Source organism: Helicobacter pylori (genome assembly GCA_008032935.1).
Lineage (GTDB): Bacteria > Campylobacterota > Campylobacteria > Campylobacterales > Helicobacteraceae > Helicobacter > Helicobacter pylori_CX.
In genome coordinates this window covers 1449214-1465335 of sequence record CP032039.1, presented here as the reverse complement: position 1 = coordinate 1465335, position 16122 = coordinate 1449214, and the positions used below count along the sequence as shown (strand labels likewise).

Here is a 16122-nt window from a genome sequence, read left to right as displayed (position 1 = left end):
GTTGCTAAGTCTATGGCAAAACATAGAAATTATGAAATTTTAAATCTCATAGGCTATGCTTTGGCGAAATTTGATAATGATTTTATTAAAGAATTTGGTTTTTCTACTAAAAACGCCTTTTTTGAATATTGCGTCCAAATTGGCTTGGCTGACACGATTGGTGTTATCAAAAATCGCATGGATTTATTTGATTATTTTTTTCCTAACAAACGCAAAGGTTGGTGGCAAAAAGGCGATGCCTATATCCATAGAAAATTATGGATTGATAGCTTGTTTAAAGATGAAGACGCTAAAGGTTTTAGCTATATTGTGAAATGGTTTTTACAAGAACAATACGGAATCAAAGATTTAGGCGTTACCCCTAACGCTTACCTCAAAACCCGCTATAAAAGCATGCAAGAAACGGGTTTAGAAGCCGAATTGTATTTCTTAAACCACTATAAAAACATCAAAATATTCTCTTGTGGGCATTTAAAAGACATGCGTCTTTTTGGCGATGGGTATGACTTCTATATTCAAACCAACAAGCAAGCGTTTTTAGTGGAAGTTAAGGGGATTAGAGAAAAGCAAGGGACATTGAGATTGACCCAAAAAGAATACGAACAAGCGCAAACTTATAGCCATGATTATGTGCTTGTAGTGGTATTGAATTTGAGTGAAAAACCCTATCTTTTATCCATTGCTAACCCCTTAAAGCATTTAGAATTTAAGGCATGCGAGAGGAAGCAAAAAAGCATTTTAGAATACCACTTAATAGGGCAAATAAAATAAAATAACTATATTAAAGGTGGGGTTCATTTAATCTAATTAATAGCAGTGGTTGGAAATTTAGATATAATGAAGAGTTTTAACCAAGCTTGAGAGACGGATGAAAAAATCCGCTTGAATTATCTTAAAAACGAGCCAAGAAAGGAAAAATCCACATGAGCAATCATCATAACAACAAAAAAGAAGAGAATACAAACAAGGCACAAATTACCCCCCCAACAATAGTAACGATGCGGAGCCTTTAAAGGTAACCACACGCTACTTAGAGGTCAAGAATTATAAAAATATTGGCTTAGAGAAAAACATTTTTATTGAAGATTTGGATAGTTTTGATCTAGACAATAAGCCTAAGCAACAAATTGAGTTTAAAGCGTTCAAACTTTTTTTAAACCACACTTTCACAGATAAGTTAGGGGGATTGATCATCATTATTGGTGAGAACAATACCGGTAAAAGCAATTTATTGAAAGCTTTAGGGTGTTTTAGCGAGCATGTAAATGAATTTAAGAAAAACTGCACCCCTAATTATGTGGGCTATGAAGAATCGATAAGTTCTTTAAAATTAAGCACCCTTAAAGATAAAATACTCCAAAATGAAATGACTTTAACCATAGATAGTTCTTCAAAAATCACTTTTGATGAGAGTATTGCAAAGGTTGATTTGCTTGAAGGTGTTTGCTATAAAGCCCTTAACAATGATTTGTTAAGCGAAGAAGACAAGTTGTCTTATGAAAAGGCTATTGAAGAGTGCCGAAGTTTAGACCCATACAGAAGGGAGAGCAAATTGTTAGACTTATACAATAGCTATAATAAAACCATCTCTTGCGTCCCTAGTAACATTCAAAATGAATTGCCTTCTCAAGTCATTTCTAACATGAGAGATTTATTCGAGACGTTGTGGGAAGAAAATGTGCAAAATTTTAGGAGTGATTTTTGCGATAATCTTAAAACCAAGTTTAGAAGCGCTTGGTTAGAAAAAATGATTCAAGATTTAACTGCAAAGACAACCCTAGAAGATAAAAATGAAATCCTTAAAAATTTCAAAGAAAAATTGCTCCCAATCGCTCAAGAGTGGCTTAAAAATGACTACTACAACCGCAGAAGGTCTGATTTAAAACTTTCTCAAATCACTATCTGGCGTTTTATCAACGATGATGATTTTCTCAAAATAGAATCTGATGAACCCACCAATGAATTAGAACAAGTTCTAATAACCAACCTACAATTTACACAAGCGTAGATGATTTATTGAATAGCGAACCCATAGATGTGTCTAAAATCTCTCGCTTCCCTCAAGTGATTTACTACGATAACAAAAAGCGTTTCAAACATAAGGATTTGATTGTCAAGCCAGAAGAATTGGAAAAAAGTGTCTTTTTTAGGGCGTTTTTTAAAGCTATTGGTGTGAATTTATCAAGCGTTAAGAAAAGTTATTCAAAGGCGAGCGGAAACATTGGTTATTTGACACAGTTGCAAGATGAGATCAAAGAAAAAGTTATTTCTAAAATTACCAATAGATTTAACAGGCTTTATTTTCAAAAAGATCAAAACCGAAAATGGTCGTATTTATTTGATTTTAGATTGGACTTACACAATATTTCTCTATCGCTTTTTAAAAAAGATTCCAACAAACAAAAAGAAGTGTTGCATTTAGACGATCAAAGCGATGGGTTTAAATGGTTTTTCAATTTGTTTTTTGGCCTTTTATTTGGTAATTCCTTAAAAAAAATGCCATTGTTTTGATGGATGAAATGGGTTCAAACCTTTCTGTGCCAACTCGCAAAGAGTGTAGGAAATTTTTAAAAGAGTTTGGGCAAAGAGTGGGAGTTACTTTTGTTTTGGTAACCCATGATCCCTTTTTAGTGGATATGAATCATTTAAATGAATTGAGAGTCTTACGCCATAATGAAGAGTCTTTGCAAAGCGTTAGCATTCGTCATTTTTCATCTGTGGATTTGGGCGATAATGGGGCATTGAAAACCATTAAAAAATCTTTAGGCGTGAGTCATAAGATTCTCAATGAAAACGATCGTCTTTTGTTTGTAGAAGGCATTAGCGATTACAATTATTTGAGCGCGTTTAAATTGCTCTATGAACAGGAAAAAAAGACCTCCTTAAACATCGTGTTTTTACCCGTTAACGGACTAGGGAATGATGATTTAAAAGAATCAAAAAAGCCACAAATGAAACAAATTTTAGAAACTTTAGTTCAAGAAGAGCCAAACACCACGCTATTAGTGGATGGGGATACAAGGGGTAAGGCATGCGAAGAGTTGAATAAGGAATTAAAGAATAAGCTCAACATTCTAAAACTCAATGATTGCGATGATAGTTTTAAAAATTTCAAAAATATTGAAGATTGTTTCAGCCAAAAAGATAAAATCAAATTGGACTTAAAAAACAAAAGTTTTCGCTCACACACCGCCTATACCAGCGCTTTAAAGAATGACTTGCTCTTAAACCCTAATTTAGTGGAAACAGAAAGAAAATTTTTGCAAGCTTTTAAAATGGCTCTATCTTAAAATGAACGCTGATAGTCAAGTGGGTAATCAAAAAACTTGATTGGGGCGATAAAAACATTAAGGGAATTAGAAACCATTGGGGCACTCTCTAACCATTACAGAAACGGCACTAACTGTAGCGTCCTTAATGGGAACAATCCTACCACAAACGAACTTAAAACACAAGAGCCATAACAAGAAAAATGGGGGCGTTTGCTTACAGAATACCACAATAAAGAGCGTTTTAAACAACAAACGAAATAATTAAAATTGAATCATTGTTGAATAGCTAGCGGCTATAAAGAGAAGCTTGCGTTACCGTCTACTTTGCAAGCGATTACAAAAGAAAAGGCATTTAATTCTTTAAACTCTTTTAAAACTAATGCTATACAAAAAAGATTAACAAGGCTTTTAAAAAAGCGTTATTAGGGAGTTAGGGTATCGCAAAAACCCTCCTATGAATTTTAAAATCGCCAAAAGTTTAAGCTTTTGTAGCGAGTTTGTTGATCGCTTCAGCGTTCATGTCATCTTGATGGGTTTTTAGCACTTTAGAATACATGTCCAAAAAGCGGTTGATTTCAATCAAAGCGCTCATCTCGCGTACCGCATTGACATTGCTTTTTTCTAGCATGTATTGTTTTAACGCACCAGAGTCAGAGACTTGATGGACGCCTTCGCCCTGATAAATATAAAGGTTTTGCCCTATTTTTTTAAGGTTTTTAGGTTCGCTAAAACTCACTAAAGCTAACGCGCCCGCTTGAATTTGGGCTTCATTATCCCTAAAAGTGATTCCGCCATTTTGATCCACTTCAATTTCAGCGTCAGGCATGAGCATGATCTCTCCTTTTTCGTTCAAGCCAGAGCGTGAAAGCACCTTAAAGCCATTAAGAGTAACTAAAAAGCCGTCTTTATCAACGCTAAAATGCCCGTCTCTGGTATAAGCGACGCCCTCATTAGTTTGTATTGCAAAATAGAGGTTAGGGCTTGTTAGGGCAAAATCTAGGGGGTTATGCGTTCCTTCAAACGCGCCAAGGCTTCTATCCGTATAGATTTCTGATAGAATAGGCACACGATTGAGATTGCGGTTTAAATACTTCGCGCTCGCTTTGGTTTGATCTTCTAAGGGCAGTTGCTCTCGGTATTGTTGGTAAAGCCTTAAAAAATCGCCTGTAATTGCATCGTCTCTTTTAAAGCCATTGGTGTTTAAATTAGCTAAATTATTAGAGGTCAAATCCAAGCGGTTAAATTGTGTCGCCATAGCACCTGTGGCCGCATAATACCCATTTTGCATGCAAGAATCCTTTTAAAATGAAAAATTATAGCAAAAATTAAATAAAAACAGATTCATTCCAAATAGGTTTTTTAGGGAATATGATAACCATAACCATAAAAATAACAATACTAGCCATGACATAGCCCACAAACCCCGCTTCAAAACCATGCTGTTTGAACTCTAACGCTACATAACTCGCGCTCCCTCCAAAAAGCGCATTGGCGATCGCATAGGCTAGACCCACGCCAAGCGCTCGCACATGTTCAGGGAATAATTCCGCTTTAATGACCCCAGCAATGCAAGTGTAAAAACTCATGCTGCTCAATGCGAGTATTTCATAAAATAGGGCTTCATACACGCTAGTGGCATGCTTGATACCATAAAAGACAACGGGCGTTACAATAAGCCCTGTGATCGCAAAAACCATCAGCATTTGGGTGCGTTTGATTTTATCCGCAAGCATCCCGCATAAGGGCTGTAAGAAGATGAAATAAGAGAGCGCTAAAAGCATGATGAAACTGCTTTCTTTAGGGCTGAATGATGAGCTGTTGGTTAAAAAGATTTTTAAATACACCGTAAAAGTATAAAAACACAAACTCCCTCCCATAGTGAGTCCAAAAACTATCATTAAGGCTTTTTTATGGTGGAGCAATTCCTTCAAACTGCCTCTTTGGGTTTCTTTTACATTATTTACATTAGTCTCTTTTTGGGGAGTCGCTTCATTATCCATGGTTTCTTCCATGATATTTCTCAAAAAGAGCGAGAGTAGGGCTAATATACCCCCTAAAGCGAATAAATAACGCCAAGCGAACGCGCTGATTTGCTCATGCGTGTAAATGTTTTCAACGATAAAGAGTGAAAAAATAGCTAAGAGTTGCCCTCCAACTAAAGTTACATATTGGAAAGAGCCATAAAAACCTTTTTTACCATTCCTGCCTAATTCAGAGAGGTAAGTAGCGACCACGCCATATTCTCCTCCCACGCTAAAGCCCTGTAAAAGCCTGGCTAATAATAAAAACAAGAACGCCCATTCCCCTACGATTTCTTTAGTGGGGAGCAATGCGAGCAAAAAAGAGCCTAGCGCCATAAGGATAATGGAATACACCATAGAAGTTTTACGCCCCTTTTTATCCCCCAATTTACCAAAAAACAAACTCCCCAAAGGGCGCATGAAAAACCCTAGCATGAAAACCAAAAAAGCTGAGATGAGCGCTAGAGTGGGGTCGTTCGTGTGGGTAAATTCCTTAGCGAAATAAGGCGCTAAGAACGCATAAGCGTAAAAGTCATACCATTCCACTAAATTGCCTGAACTAGCGGCTAAAAGGGATTTTAAGGGTTTTTTGGTGGCGGGTTGGGGGTTCATGGCTATCCTTGAACATGAAATTTTTAGGTAATTTTACTAAGAGTTAGGGAAACCACAGATAATATTTGATTAATGGGTTAAAGGTTAGTGCCGTTTGTATCATTGAGAAAAGTTTTCTTAAAGAAAATGAATTTTAAAAATTAAAAACAATGTTTCTATTGCCAATATCCAATGAAAACAAAGCCTAAAAGTTTTGCAAAATCTCTCTGTTGCCTTTGGCGTTTCTTGGGGATAAAAAGCCTTGAGCTTCTAATTCGTCAGTAATGGTGGCGGCTTGGTTGTAGCCGATTTTTAATTGGCGTTGTAAAAAACTCGTAGAAGTGATCTTTTTTCTAAAATCACCGCTTTAGCCCTTTCTAAAATGTCATCGCCTTGATAGTTAGGGGTGTCTAAAGGCATGCGCGATTCTTCTAGCAAGAAATCTTTATCATATTCCACTTCTTTTTGGGCTTTAATAAAATCCACGATTTTTTTGATTTCATCTTCAGTGGCAAAGGGGGCATGCAAGCGCACTAACCCGTTTGTTCCTGGGGGGTAAAGAGCATATCGCCCCTTCCTAACAAGCTTTGCGCCCCATCGGTGTCTAAAATCACTTTAGAATCAATCTTAGTGCCTACCCTAAAACTCACCCTTGAAGGCAAGTTGGTTTTAATCAAGCCGGTTACGACATCCACGCTTGGGCGTTGGGTCGCTACAATGAGGTGCAAGCCGCTCGCTCGCCCCATTTGAGCGATCCTAGCGATAGGAAATTCCGCTTCTTTGCCCCCTGTCATCATCAAATCCGCTAATTCATCAATCACCACAATCAAATAGGGGAACGCTTCAACGCCGTTACTTGGGGCTTGTTCATTATAAGAATCAATGGTTTTAACCTTGTACTCGCTCATTAAAGAGTATCGGCGTTCCATTTCTTTAGCCACGCTTTGCAAAGCCCCAATAGCTTTTTTAGGGTCGGTGATAATGGGCGTGAGCAAATGAGGGATGTCCGCATAAATGCTAAATTCTACCATTTTGGGATCGATCATCACTAATTTGAGCTGATCGGGGGGTTTTTATAAAGTAAGGATAAAATCATCGCATTCACGCCCACGCTCTTACCGCTCCCTGTTGTGCCGGCAATGAGCAAATGAGGGAGCTTTTTTAAATCCGTGATGAAAGGGTTACCCACAATGTCTTTGCCTAAAGCTAGAGTTAAGGGCGAGCTGGATTTTTGAAACAATTCGCTCTCTAAAATTTCTCTTAAATAAATAATTTGGCTTTGGCTGTTAGGGATTTCAATGCCAACGACATCTTTACCCTTAATAGGGGCTTGAATGCGGATGGATTCAGCGCATAAAGTCATCGCTAAATCATCGCTCAAGCCTAAAATACGGCTCACCTTAACGTTAGGGGCTGGGCGGAATTCAAAAGTGGTTACAATAGGGCCTGAATAAGTGCGGATAATATCGCCATCAATTTTAAAGGTGCGCAGCTTGCTCAATAAATCCTGGATTTTTTGGTCAATCTCGTTTTCGTCTAAAGAAGTTTCTTTCAAACAAACCGCATTCAATAATTGCGTGGTGGGAAGCTCATAATCTTTGGGTTTTTGCACTTCGCCATAATCCAACCCGTCTAATATCTCTTTATTTTCGCTCAATTCTTTAACCATAACGGGTTTTTTAGCGCTTGTGGGGGTTAGTGGGCTAAAGCTTGGAGCGTTTTGCGCCTCTTTTTCTTCTTCTTTGAGATTTTCTTTTATCGTTTCTTCTATCATTTCTTCTTGCGCGTTTTCTTGTGGTCTTTCTTGCAAATCATCTCCTTTTATGGGGTGGTTGGGGGTTTTGTCATTTTCTGTTTTGTTGTCATTTTCTATTATGGGTGCAGATGCGGGCATGACGGGTGCTGATATGATAGGTTTGAGTGTGGCAGGTTTGGGCGTGGTGGGCGTAAGAGTTTCTTTTGTGGGCGTGGGTTCTCTTTCTTTGGTTTCTTGTTTAGTTTCTTTTAAAGGGGGGTTAGTGGGGTTAGTCAAATCATCAAATCGGTTTTTTTTAGGGTAAATGGTGTAATGGGTAGGGGGGTGGGAGGAAATTTGGACCAAGCCTTCTTGCGGCTCTGAATCGTTTAAAGTCGTGTTATAGGGGGTAGGGATCGCTAAAAACGATTCTTCGTTAGGGGTTTTGTGGTTTTCATCAATAAGGTTTTCTTTAAGGTTTTCTTTTTCTTTGTCGTTGTTGGTTTCTTTTTTTTGAATATCTGGTGGGGTGTTTTCAAAACCCTCTTTTTTTAGGCTAAAATTAGGGCTAAAAGCCTGTAAGCATTGTTTATAAATCTCTTTTAAAAGGTTTTGTGTCTTGTTTATATAAGGATAAAAAACGCTTTTAGGGGGCAGTTTGAATAAAATCAAATAAGAGATGACTAGCATGAGTATTATCAGCGCATAAAGCCCAAAGTCCCCTATAAAAGGGCGTAAAAACAAACGCGCGCTGTTGCCGATTTCCCCTTGATTTAAAAGGCTAGATTGCAAAAAGAGCAAAGATAAAATGCCTAATAGATGCCCTAAAGTTTTTTCTAAAACGATTTCTGTAAAAGGGTTTTTAGTCTTGTATAAAAGGAATAAAACCCACGCCAAATAGGGTAAATTAATCAATGAAAGATACCCAAAATATTTTTTATTGATTGCGGCAAACCACACCCCAAAACGCCCCACTAAACCGCTGTTACCCAGCCATGAAGATAGGGTTAAAAACGCTAATAAAACCCCTATGATTAAAGCTAAATAAAGTTTTTTAGATTTCATCGGTTGCACATGTCTTTAAAAGAGCAATACTCACAATCTTTAACTTCTAAAGTTTTTTCAAAATCAATTTCTTGCTTGAGCTTGGGGATAAGAGAAAATTCCAAATGATCCATTTTAGCCTGCAAAACAAGCTCGTCTTCTTCTAATAACTCGCCCTTTCTTAAGTCATAAAAAAAGGCTTTTATAGGATCTTTGTAGCCCAGATTTTTAAGGGCAAACGCATAGATGGCCATTTGATAATCGGTGCTGATTTGAGCGATTTCTATGGGGCTTAAGCCTCCTCTTTGTGTTTTACTCATGTTGTCTAATTTCAAATCGTTTTTAAATTTGTAATCCAATAAAATAATCTCATTGTCAGCCGTTTTGTCAATCCTGTCTATACGCCCTTTAAAAACAACGCCTTGAATGATCGTTTCAAAGCTTTTTTCAAGATCAAGGATTTTGATTTTTGCGTTAAAGCGTTCTTGCTCTTTTTTATAAAAAGCCTGGATTTTTTTAAGTGCTACAAGAGTGTCTAAACGCTCTTTAGGGGTAATGTTTTCTCTTGTTTCTAAGAGCCAAATGAGCCTCTCTTCTAATACATAAGGGTTTTTGTCTTTTTCATAAGCTTCTTTTAAAAGTTCATGGAGCAAACTGCCCACAGCGCTATTATTTTCATCTTTAGGGCTTTCTTTGAAGCGCTTCATGTAGTGGTAATAAAAACGGCGCTTGCAAGTTAAAAAAGCGTTCAATGAGCTAGCGCTAAAGCTAAAATCTTTAGGGATAGCGGCTTTGATTTCTTCTTCTTGGTAGTCTTTTAAAGGACTTGGTGCAAAAAGCGTGTAAGCGTCTTTGATAGGCTCTATATGCAAATCCAATTCTAAAAGCATGTTAGAGGCTTTTGAAGTTTCGCTCTCTATATAAGAAAGTGTTATTTCTTTAGAGTTTTTAAAGAGCTGGTAGTAATAATGTTTTTGCAAATTTTTCTTATCTAATAAAGTGGGGAGGTTGAGCGATTTCCTTAAGGCAGAGTTTAAAAACAAATCGCAATCTTTAAGGCTTGGCACGCAGGTTTCATTAAAATCCACAATAACGATTTTATCAAATTGCATGCCCCTTGTCTCTAAAGTGTCTATGACTCGTATTTTGCCCCCACTAGAATCGTCTAAGCGGAAATTGGCTTCAAATTCTTGCAAATACAAATGCAATAAATCTTTAAGGCTGTAGTTTTTAAGCGTGTCTTTTAAAAGATGATACTGGTGCATGATTTGAGAATGTGCTTCTTTTAAGGGCGCTTTTTCTTTAGAGCTTTGTTGTTCTAAAAGCGCAAGCGTAAGGTTTTCCAAATCCAATAAAGGCGATGCGCTCAAATCAAAACCGCTTTTTTGTAAATCTTCTAAGATTTTGACAAGCTCTGTATAATAAGGGCTGTTTTTAGCCCCTAATCCCATCGCAAAATTCAAATTGTTGTTTTTGTCTAAAAGTTTTAAAAAAGGTAAAAAATCCGCATTGGGCGTGATGATCGCCATTTTATTAGGGTCGTTATCTTTTTGCAAATATTCTTCTATGGTTTGTAAAACTAAAGCACCTTGTTTTAAATAACTGGAGTTAGCATAAAGCTTTGGTTCTATTTTTTGATCATTAAAAGTTTGAGAAAGGATCTTTTGGGTTTTAAAATCAATGGAATAATCGCAATCTGTCTCTAATTTGAGATTGAGAAATTCCAAAAATTTTTGGTTGTATTTATCGCAAGATAGGTGTAAAGTGATAGGCACTAACTCGGCCGCTTCCAATAGGCATTGCCTTTCAAAAACGCTCATAAAGCCGTCTAAATGCCATTCAATGGAGGAAAAATGCTCAAAAAATTCTTTTAAAATGGCGGGTTTTTCTTGCATGATTTTGTCATAAAAGCCTAATTCTTCTAGTTTTTTAATGTAGCGGTCATAAATCATTTCTAAGACTTCTAAATGCTTTTCATAATCCAAATAAATGTCTTTAAAAGAAAGTTCATTGAGTTTGATACAAGCAGAGCTTAATTCATCAAACAAATCAAACAAAAAAGAAGTGCTTTCCAAATACCCCAAAAAGCTGTTTTCAAAAAGCAAAAGCCCTTCAAGAATGGATTTTTTTTCTTTAGCGATAGCTTTAATGGTGTCTATCATTAAAATTAGCCGTGCACTGTTAGGGATTTTCTTTTTATTAGGGATGTAAAAAGCCTGTTCAAAAAAACTCCCCATGCTCATTGCGTTAGGCAAAAACCCTTCGCCTTGCTCTAAATAGAAATGTTTTAAACGCCTAGTGGAGCTAAAAACAAATAGGGGGGTTTTTTCTAAAAAAAGTTTTTCTAAGTTCATGCGTTGAGCAACCTTTTAGCTTGAGCGGTGATGTTTTCAACGCTAAAGCCAAATTTTTCAAAGAGTTTATCGCCCTTTGCTGAACTCCCAAAAGAATCCATGCCAATGATTTTATCCGCAAAACGATACCACTCTATCGCGCGGCTCGCTTCAATGACTAAGACTTTGCCCTTAAAGAGTTCTTTAAGGTAGCTTTCATCTTGCTCTATCAATAGATCAAAGCATGGCGCGCCGATGACTTGCGTTTGGATATTTTCTCGCTCTAAAATTTTAGCGCTCTCTAAAGCTAAAGAGACTTCGCTCCCGCTCGCAACAAGCGTGATAATGGGATCTTTAGAGTGGTGTTTAACATACGCCCCTTTTAAAACCTGCTCTTTAGAAACCTCATCAAGCACGGGCAAATTCTGGCGCGATAAAATAAGAGCGCTAGGAGCGTTCAAACTTAACGCTACTTGCATGCAAGCCGTATTTTCAAAAGCATCGCTGGGCCTGAAAGCGTAAAAATTAGGCAAAGCGCGTAAATGGCTCAATTGCTCTATGGGTTGGTGCGTCGCTCCGTCTTCGCCCACGCCAATGCTGTCATGCGTGAAGATAAAAAGGGCTTTTAATTTCATTAAAGCGCTCAAACGAATGCTTGGCATTAAATAATCGCTAAACACAAAAAAGGTCGCGCAAAAAGGCAAAAACAAGCCATACGCCGCTAAAGCGTTAGTGATAGCCCCCATGGCATGCTCTCTGATCCCAAAATGCAAGTTCTGCCCTAAAGGGAAATCGCCAGAGTGTTTCAAATGCGTGTTATTAGACGGGGCTAAATCCGCGCTCCCTCCTAAAAAGCCCTCGCATTCTTTGGCGATAGCGTTTAAAATCATGCCGTTACTCACTCTCGTGGCTAGAGATTCGCCTTTTTTAAAGGCGGGGTAATGGATGGTGTTAAAATCAAAATCCTTCAACGCATGGATTTTTTCTTTTATTTTAGGGCTTAAGGATTTTTCCCATAAGGCTTCTAAACTAACGCCCCTAACTTTCACTTCTTCAAAATGCATTTTGTTTTTTGGGCTAATGATAAAGCTTTCATCAGGGTTGATTTGAGCGTTTTCTTTGGATTGTTTTAACACTTCTTTATTTAAAGGCGAGCCATGCGTTTTTTCACTCCCCTCTAAACCAATAGCCCCCTTACCAATAATCGTATGAGCGATTAAAAGCGTGGGTTTATGGGATTTTTTGGCTTCTTCTAAAGCATCATTAATCGCTTGATAGTCATGCCCATCGCATTCTAGCACTTCCCAATTTTGCGCTAAAAAACGCATTTTAACCTGTTCGCTAAAACTAATATTAATAGCGCCTTCAATACTGATCTGATTACTATCATAAATCACAATGAGGTTATCAAGGCGAAAGTGCCCGGCCAAAGAAGCGCTCTCATAACTAATGCCTTCTTGCAAATCCCCATCCCCACACAGGCAATAGACTTTATGAGAAATCGCTTCTTTATCTAAAAGGGTTTGAGCGTATTGGCTCGCCATGCTAAAGCCCACAGCGTTAGCAAAACCTTGCCCCAAAGGGCCTGTCGTGATTTCAATGCCTTCGGTGTGGTGCAATTCAGGGTGTCCTGGGGTTTTAGAATGTAATTGCCTGAAACGCTTTAAATCGTCTAAGCTCAAATCAAAGCCCCACAAATGCAACAAACTATACGCTAACGCGCTCGCATGCCCCCCACTAAAAACCAACCTGTCTCTATTGAGCCATTTAGGGTTGGTGGGGTTTAGGTTGAGGTGCAAGCTTAAAACCACCATCACATCGGCTAGTCCCAAGCACACGCCCGGATGCCCGCTATTAGCCTTATCTATCATGTCCGCGCATAAAAAACGAAGCGTGTTCGCCATGCTTTTTAATCGTTCTAAGTCAGCGTTACTCAATCGCATCAAATTTTTCCATTTTTAAGGTTTTTGAGAGCCATTTTAACACAAATTATCTCAAAATCTCTTTGGCCATTAAGATGTCTTGTTGGATCTGATTTTTAAGCTCTTTTAAAGAATTAAAACGCATGTTGTCTCGTATTTTTTGAACCCAACGCAAAGCGATTTCTTTAGGCGGGTTTTCTATGATAGTGTCAATTGCATGGCATTCTATGGCGAAATTGTGATCCGTGCTTAAGCGATTGCCTATAAAACTCACGCTTTTTTGATAAATTTGATCTTTTATTTTCACTAAACTCGCATACACCCCAAAACCAGGGAGGATAAAATCTTTAGTTGTTATATTTAAAGTAGGCGCTAATTCTTTATGCCCTAAGCCTTGATCGCTAATGACTTTCCCGCACACTTCATAAGGCCTGCCTAAGAGCTTGTTAGCTAAAAGCAAGTCGCCATGACTTAGGGCTAGTTTGATCATCTTAGAATGCACGCTAATGTTTTGGACCTTCACTTCAGGCACAATAATGGTTTTTTCAAAACGCTCTTTTAAAAATAAAGCGTCATTTTGCCTCCCATGCCCAAACCTGAAATCATAACCCACCACTAGGCGTTCTAAATTGGGGAATTTCTTTTTTAAAAGATCTAAAAATTCTAAAGCATTTAGGAGTGAAATCTCTTCTAAATACACAAAAAATAAAGGCATGCCCACGAGTTTAGCGCGGTATTTTAGGGGGGTTAAATAGCCTTTAGTGTAATGTTTTTTTTCTATGATTAAAAGGGCTTTGGGATCTTTTAATTCCTTAAAAAGGGCTTGATGCCCTAGATGCAAGCCATCAAATTTACCGATAGCTAGGCTTTTAATCTCAGGCTCGCTTGAAATGGATAAAAAATTCAACATTCCCGTTTTTCCCTTTCACTAAGCTTTCTTGGATCTTTAAGATTTGAAAATCCTTTGTTTTTAAATGGTTTTTAAAGTTTTCTAAAGCGTTCAAAATGGCTTTTTTATCCATTACCACCCCCTTTTTATTGCGTTTTATTTTTCTACCCACTTCAAATTGCGGTTTGAAAAGCGCCAAAAATTCATCGCTTAAAGGCAAAATCGCTTCTAAAATACAATATAAAGAAATAAAGCTCACATCACAAAGCACTAAATCAATTGTTTCTGGCGTTTTAAACCCTCTAATATCGCATTCTTCGTAACATTCTATGCGTGTATCGTTCCTTAAATTTTCATCTAATTGCATTTTCCCCACATCCACGCAAAGCACCTTTTTGGCCCCTTTTAAAAGAGCCACTTGACTAAAGCCCCCCTTGCTCGCTCCCACATCTAAAACCACCTTTTCTTTAAAATCTATAAAATGATCTTCTAAAAAAGCCCCTAATTTTTCCCCAGCCCTGCTAACGAATGGATTGGTAGCGATTAATTCAATTTGATCACCCTCTTCAACGATAAAAGAGGGTTTAGAGATGACTACCTTATTGACTAAAACCTGATTTTTTAAAACCAACGCTTTAGCTTTTTCTCTGCTATTTGCTAAATGCTGGTTGAATAAGGCGTAATCTAATCGCATTAAAATTGAGGTAAGGGGACTTGATAAGCGAAATTAAAAACAATCTTGCCTAAACTATAGGCATCAAGCTCTAGTTTGGCTTCTTGCACCGCTAAATAATCCAATTTGTTAAAAGCGAGCAAAAAAGCTCGGCTCCACCGGTTCGTGGTTTCTAAAATGCCATCGAATTCATCTTTTGTGATTTCTCGCACCCATAAAGGCTCTGAGCCTATAGGTTTTGTGCCAAAAAGTTCATAAGAAATATAGCCATCATCTATCCAGTCGTTATTTTGCGTGAAAATCTCCACTAAAAAATACTCATGGTCATAGTAAGTGCCGCTATCCACATCGTTTAAATGCGTAGCGATAGCCGTGATGATAGGCACATTATCTTTGGTGATTTCGCCTTTCCTGCTGGCTTGGATCTTTTTTTCTAAAACTAAGTCTAGCGTGTAGGTGTCTTCATTAAAATTGCTCACACACCCCAAACAAAAGAATAAAAACACCAGAAGTGTTGAGAGATTTTTCAAGCCCATTCCTTGCTAAAACCCATGCCATTTTTAGCTAAAATAAAACCGATATTATAACTAAAAGGGGGTTTTATGCCAAAAAAATGCCGACACTTGCTCCAAACCAGCGATTTAAGCCTAGATGAAATCAAGCTTTTATTGAACAAAGCGAGCGTTTATGCGAACGATTTTAACGCCGTATCTTTAGAAACGAAAGAAAAAATGCAAAATAAAATCATCGTGGCGTTATTTTTTGAAAATTCCACCAGAACGGTGTCTAGTTTTGAAATCGCAAGCCTAAGGTTGGGGGCAAAAATAGTGAAATTAAACATGCAAACAAGCTCCGCTTCAAAGGGTGAAACTTTGATAGACACTTTCAAAAATATCCATGCCATGCAGCCTGACGCTATCATCACACGGCATGCTTTTTCAAGCGCGCCTTTTAAATTAGCCGAATTTTCACAATGCCCCTTGATTAACGCAGGAAGCGGCACAAGCGCTCATCCTACCCAAGCGTTATTAGATTTGCTCACCCTTTATCGGCATTTTGGCGGTTTAGAAAATCTAAAAGGGAAGAAAATCGCTTTCATAGGCGATGTGAAAAATTCCAGAGTAGCTAATAGCAACATTAAATTGCTCCAAAGGCTAGGGCTTGAGATCATGCTGTGCGCTCCAAGCTCCATGCTCCCTACCACTCCTTTAAAAACGACGCACAACATTGAAGAAGCGATAGAATTTGCTGACATCTTAATGAGTTTGAGGACCCAAACCGAACGGCACAACGCACCCATTTTTGCGAGCTTGAAAGATTACGGCAACGCTTATTGCATCACCCAAAAACGCCTAAGCGCTCACGCTAAAAATAAAGAGATCATTATTTTACACCCAGGCCCGGTGCATAGGGATATTGATATAGAAAGCGCAGTGTTAGAAGACAAGCGTTCTAAAGTCTTAGAGCAAGTCAAAAATGGCGTGGCAATGCGCATGGCGGTGTTGGAGTTTTTGCTATTAGATTGATTGTCAAACTTAAAAAATGCTTTTTAGCATTTTTTAAAATCAATATAAGGACTTTCATATTAAAAAAATGGGTTTGGTTGTAAAACGGCACAAAAACACCACTTTGATTAAATTTT

General features: G+C 37.9%; 11 protein-coding genes and 2 pseudogenes. 5 read left to right on the top strand and 8 right to left on the bottom strand.

Annotated features, from left to right (window positions below; all coding sequences use genetic code 11):
* Nucleotides 1-12: 12 nt before the first annotated feature.
* The 4 genes and pseudogenes from D2C78_07225 to D2C78_07210 all read left to right on the top strand — a co-directional run bounded on the left by D2C78_07225 (nucleotide 13) and on the right by D2C78_07210 (nucleotide 3330).
* Complete coding sequence (locus tag D2C78_07225; protein ID QEF35651.1) at nucleotides 13-771, top strand: DUF3883 domain-containing protein; 759 nt, start codon at nucleotides 13-15, stop codon at nucleotides 769-771.
* A 316-nt stretch (nucleotides 772-1087) separates the two neighbouring features.
* Nucleotides 1088-2008, top strand: coding sequence for a hypothetical protein (locus D2C78_07220; GenBank protein QEF35650.1), 921 nt, complete (start codon nucleotides 1088-1090; stop codon nucleotides 2006-2008).
* Nucleotides 2009-2016: 8 nt separating this feature from the next.
* On the top strand, nucleotides 2017-2511 hold the full coding sequence (locus tag D2C78_07215) for a hypothetical protein (protein ID QEF35649.1): 495 nt from the start codon (nucleotides 2017-2019) through the stop codon (nucleotides 2509-2511).
* A 293-nt stretch (nucleotides 2512-2804) separates the two neighbouring features.
* A pseudogene (locus tag D2C78_07210) lies at nucleotides 2805-3330 on the top strand (hypothetical protein).
* 420 nt (nucleotides 3331-3750) lie between these two features.
* Here D2C78_07210 and D2C78_07205 read toward each other — a convergent pair.
* From D2C78_07205 to D2C78_07170, 8 genes and pseudogenes are all read right to left on the bottom strand, one after another.
* Nucleotides 3751-4560 carry a flagellar hook-basal body protein gene (locus D2C78_07205; GenBank protein QEF35648.1) on the bottom strand — a complete coding sequence of 270 codons (810 nt, stop codon included), beginning with the start codon at nucleotides 4558-4560 and terminating at the stop codon, nucleotides 3751-3753.
* Nucleotides 4561-4597: 37 nt separating this feature from the next.
* Nucleotides 4598-5905, bottom strand: coding sequence for an MFS transporter (locus D2C78_07200; protein ID QEF35647.1), 1308 nt, complete (start codon nucleotides 5903-5905; stop codon nucleotides 4598-4600).
* Nucleotides 5906-6089: 184 nt separating this feature from the next.
* Nucleotides 6090-8693: pseudogene (locus tag D2C78_07195) on the bottom strand (DNA translocase FtsK).
* Entirely contained in the window at nucleotides 8681-11017 is a 2337-nt protein-coding gene (locus tag D2C78_07190; GenBank protein QEF35646.1) for an exonuclease, read from the bottom strand. Before D2C78_07190 ends, D2C78_07195 begins: the two are co-directional and overlap by 13 nt.
* Nucleotides 11014-12939 (bottom strand): transketolase, encoded by a 1926-nt coding sequence (tkt, locus tag D2C78_07185; protein QEF35645.1) that lies wholly within the window; start codon nucleotides 12937-12939, stop codon nucleotides 11014-11016. The genes D2C78_07190 and tkt overlap by 4 nt, the downstream gene beginning before the upstream one ends.
* A 46-nt stretch (nucleotides 12940-12985) precedes the next feature.
* A complete protein-coding gene (locus tag D2C78_07180) occupies nucleotides 12986-13828 on the bottom strand; it encodes a bifunctional riboflavin kinase/FAD synthetase (protein QEF35644.1) in 843 nt (280 codons plus the stop codon).
* Entirely contained in the window at nucleotides 13794-14501 is a 708-nt protein-coding gene (locus D2C78_07175) for a TlyA family RNA methyltransferase (protein ID QEF35643.1), read from the bottom strand. Before D2C78_07175 ends, D2C78_07180 begins: the two co-directional genes overlap by 35 nt.
* Nucleotides 14501-15016: a hypothetical protein gene (locus D2C78_07170; GenBank protein QEF35642.1), complete on the bottom strand. Its 516-nt coding sequence runs from the start codon at nucleotides 15014-15016 to the stop codon at nucleotides 14501-14503. Before D2C78_07170 ends, D2C78_07175 begins: the two co-directional genes overlap by 1 nt.
* A 66-nt stretch (nucleotides 15017-15082) precedes the next feature.
* Here D2C78_07170 and pyrB point away from each other — a divergent pair, with 66 nt between their 5' ends.
* Nucleotides 15083-16006 (top strand): aspartate carbamoyltransferase, encoded by a 924-nt coding sequence (gene pyrB / locus D2C78_07165; GenBank protein ID QEF35641.1) that lies wholly within the window; start codon nucleotides 15083-15085, stop codon nucleotides 16004-16006.
* Nucleotides 16007-16122: the final 116 nt, after the last annotated feature.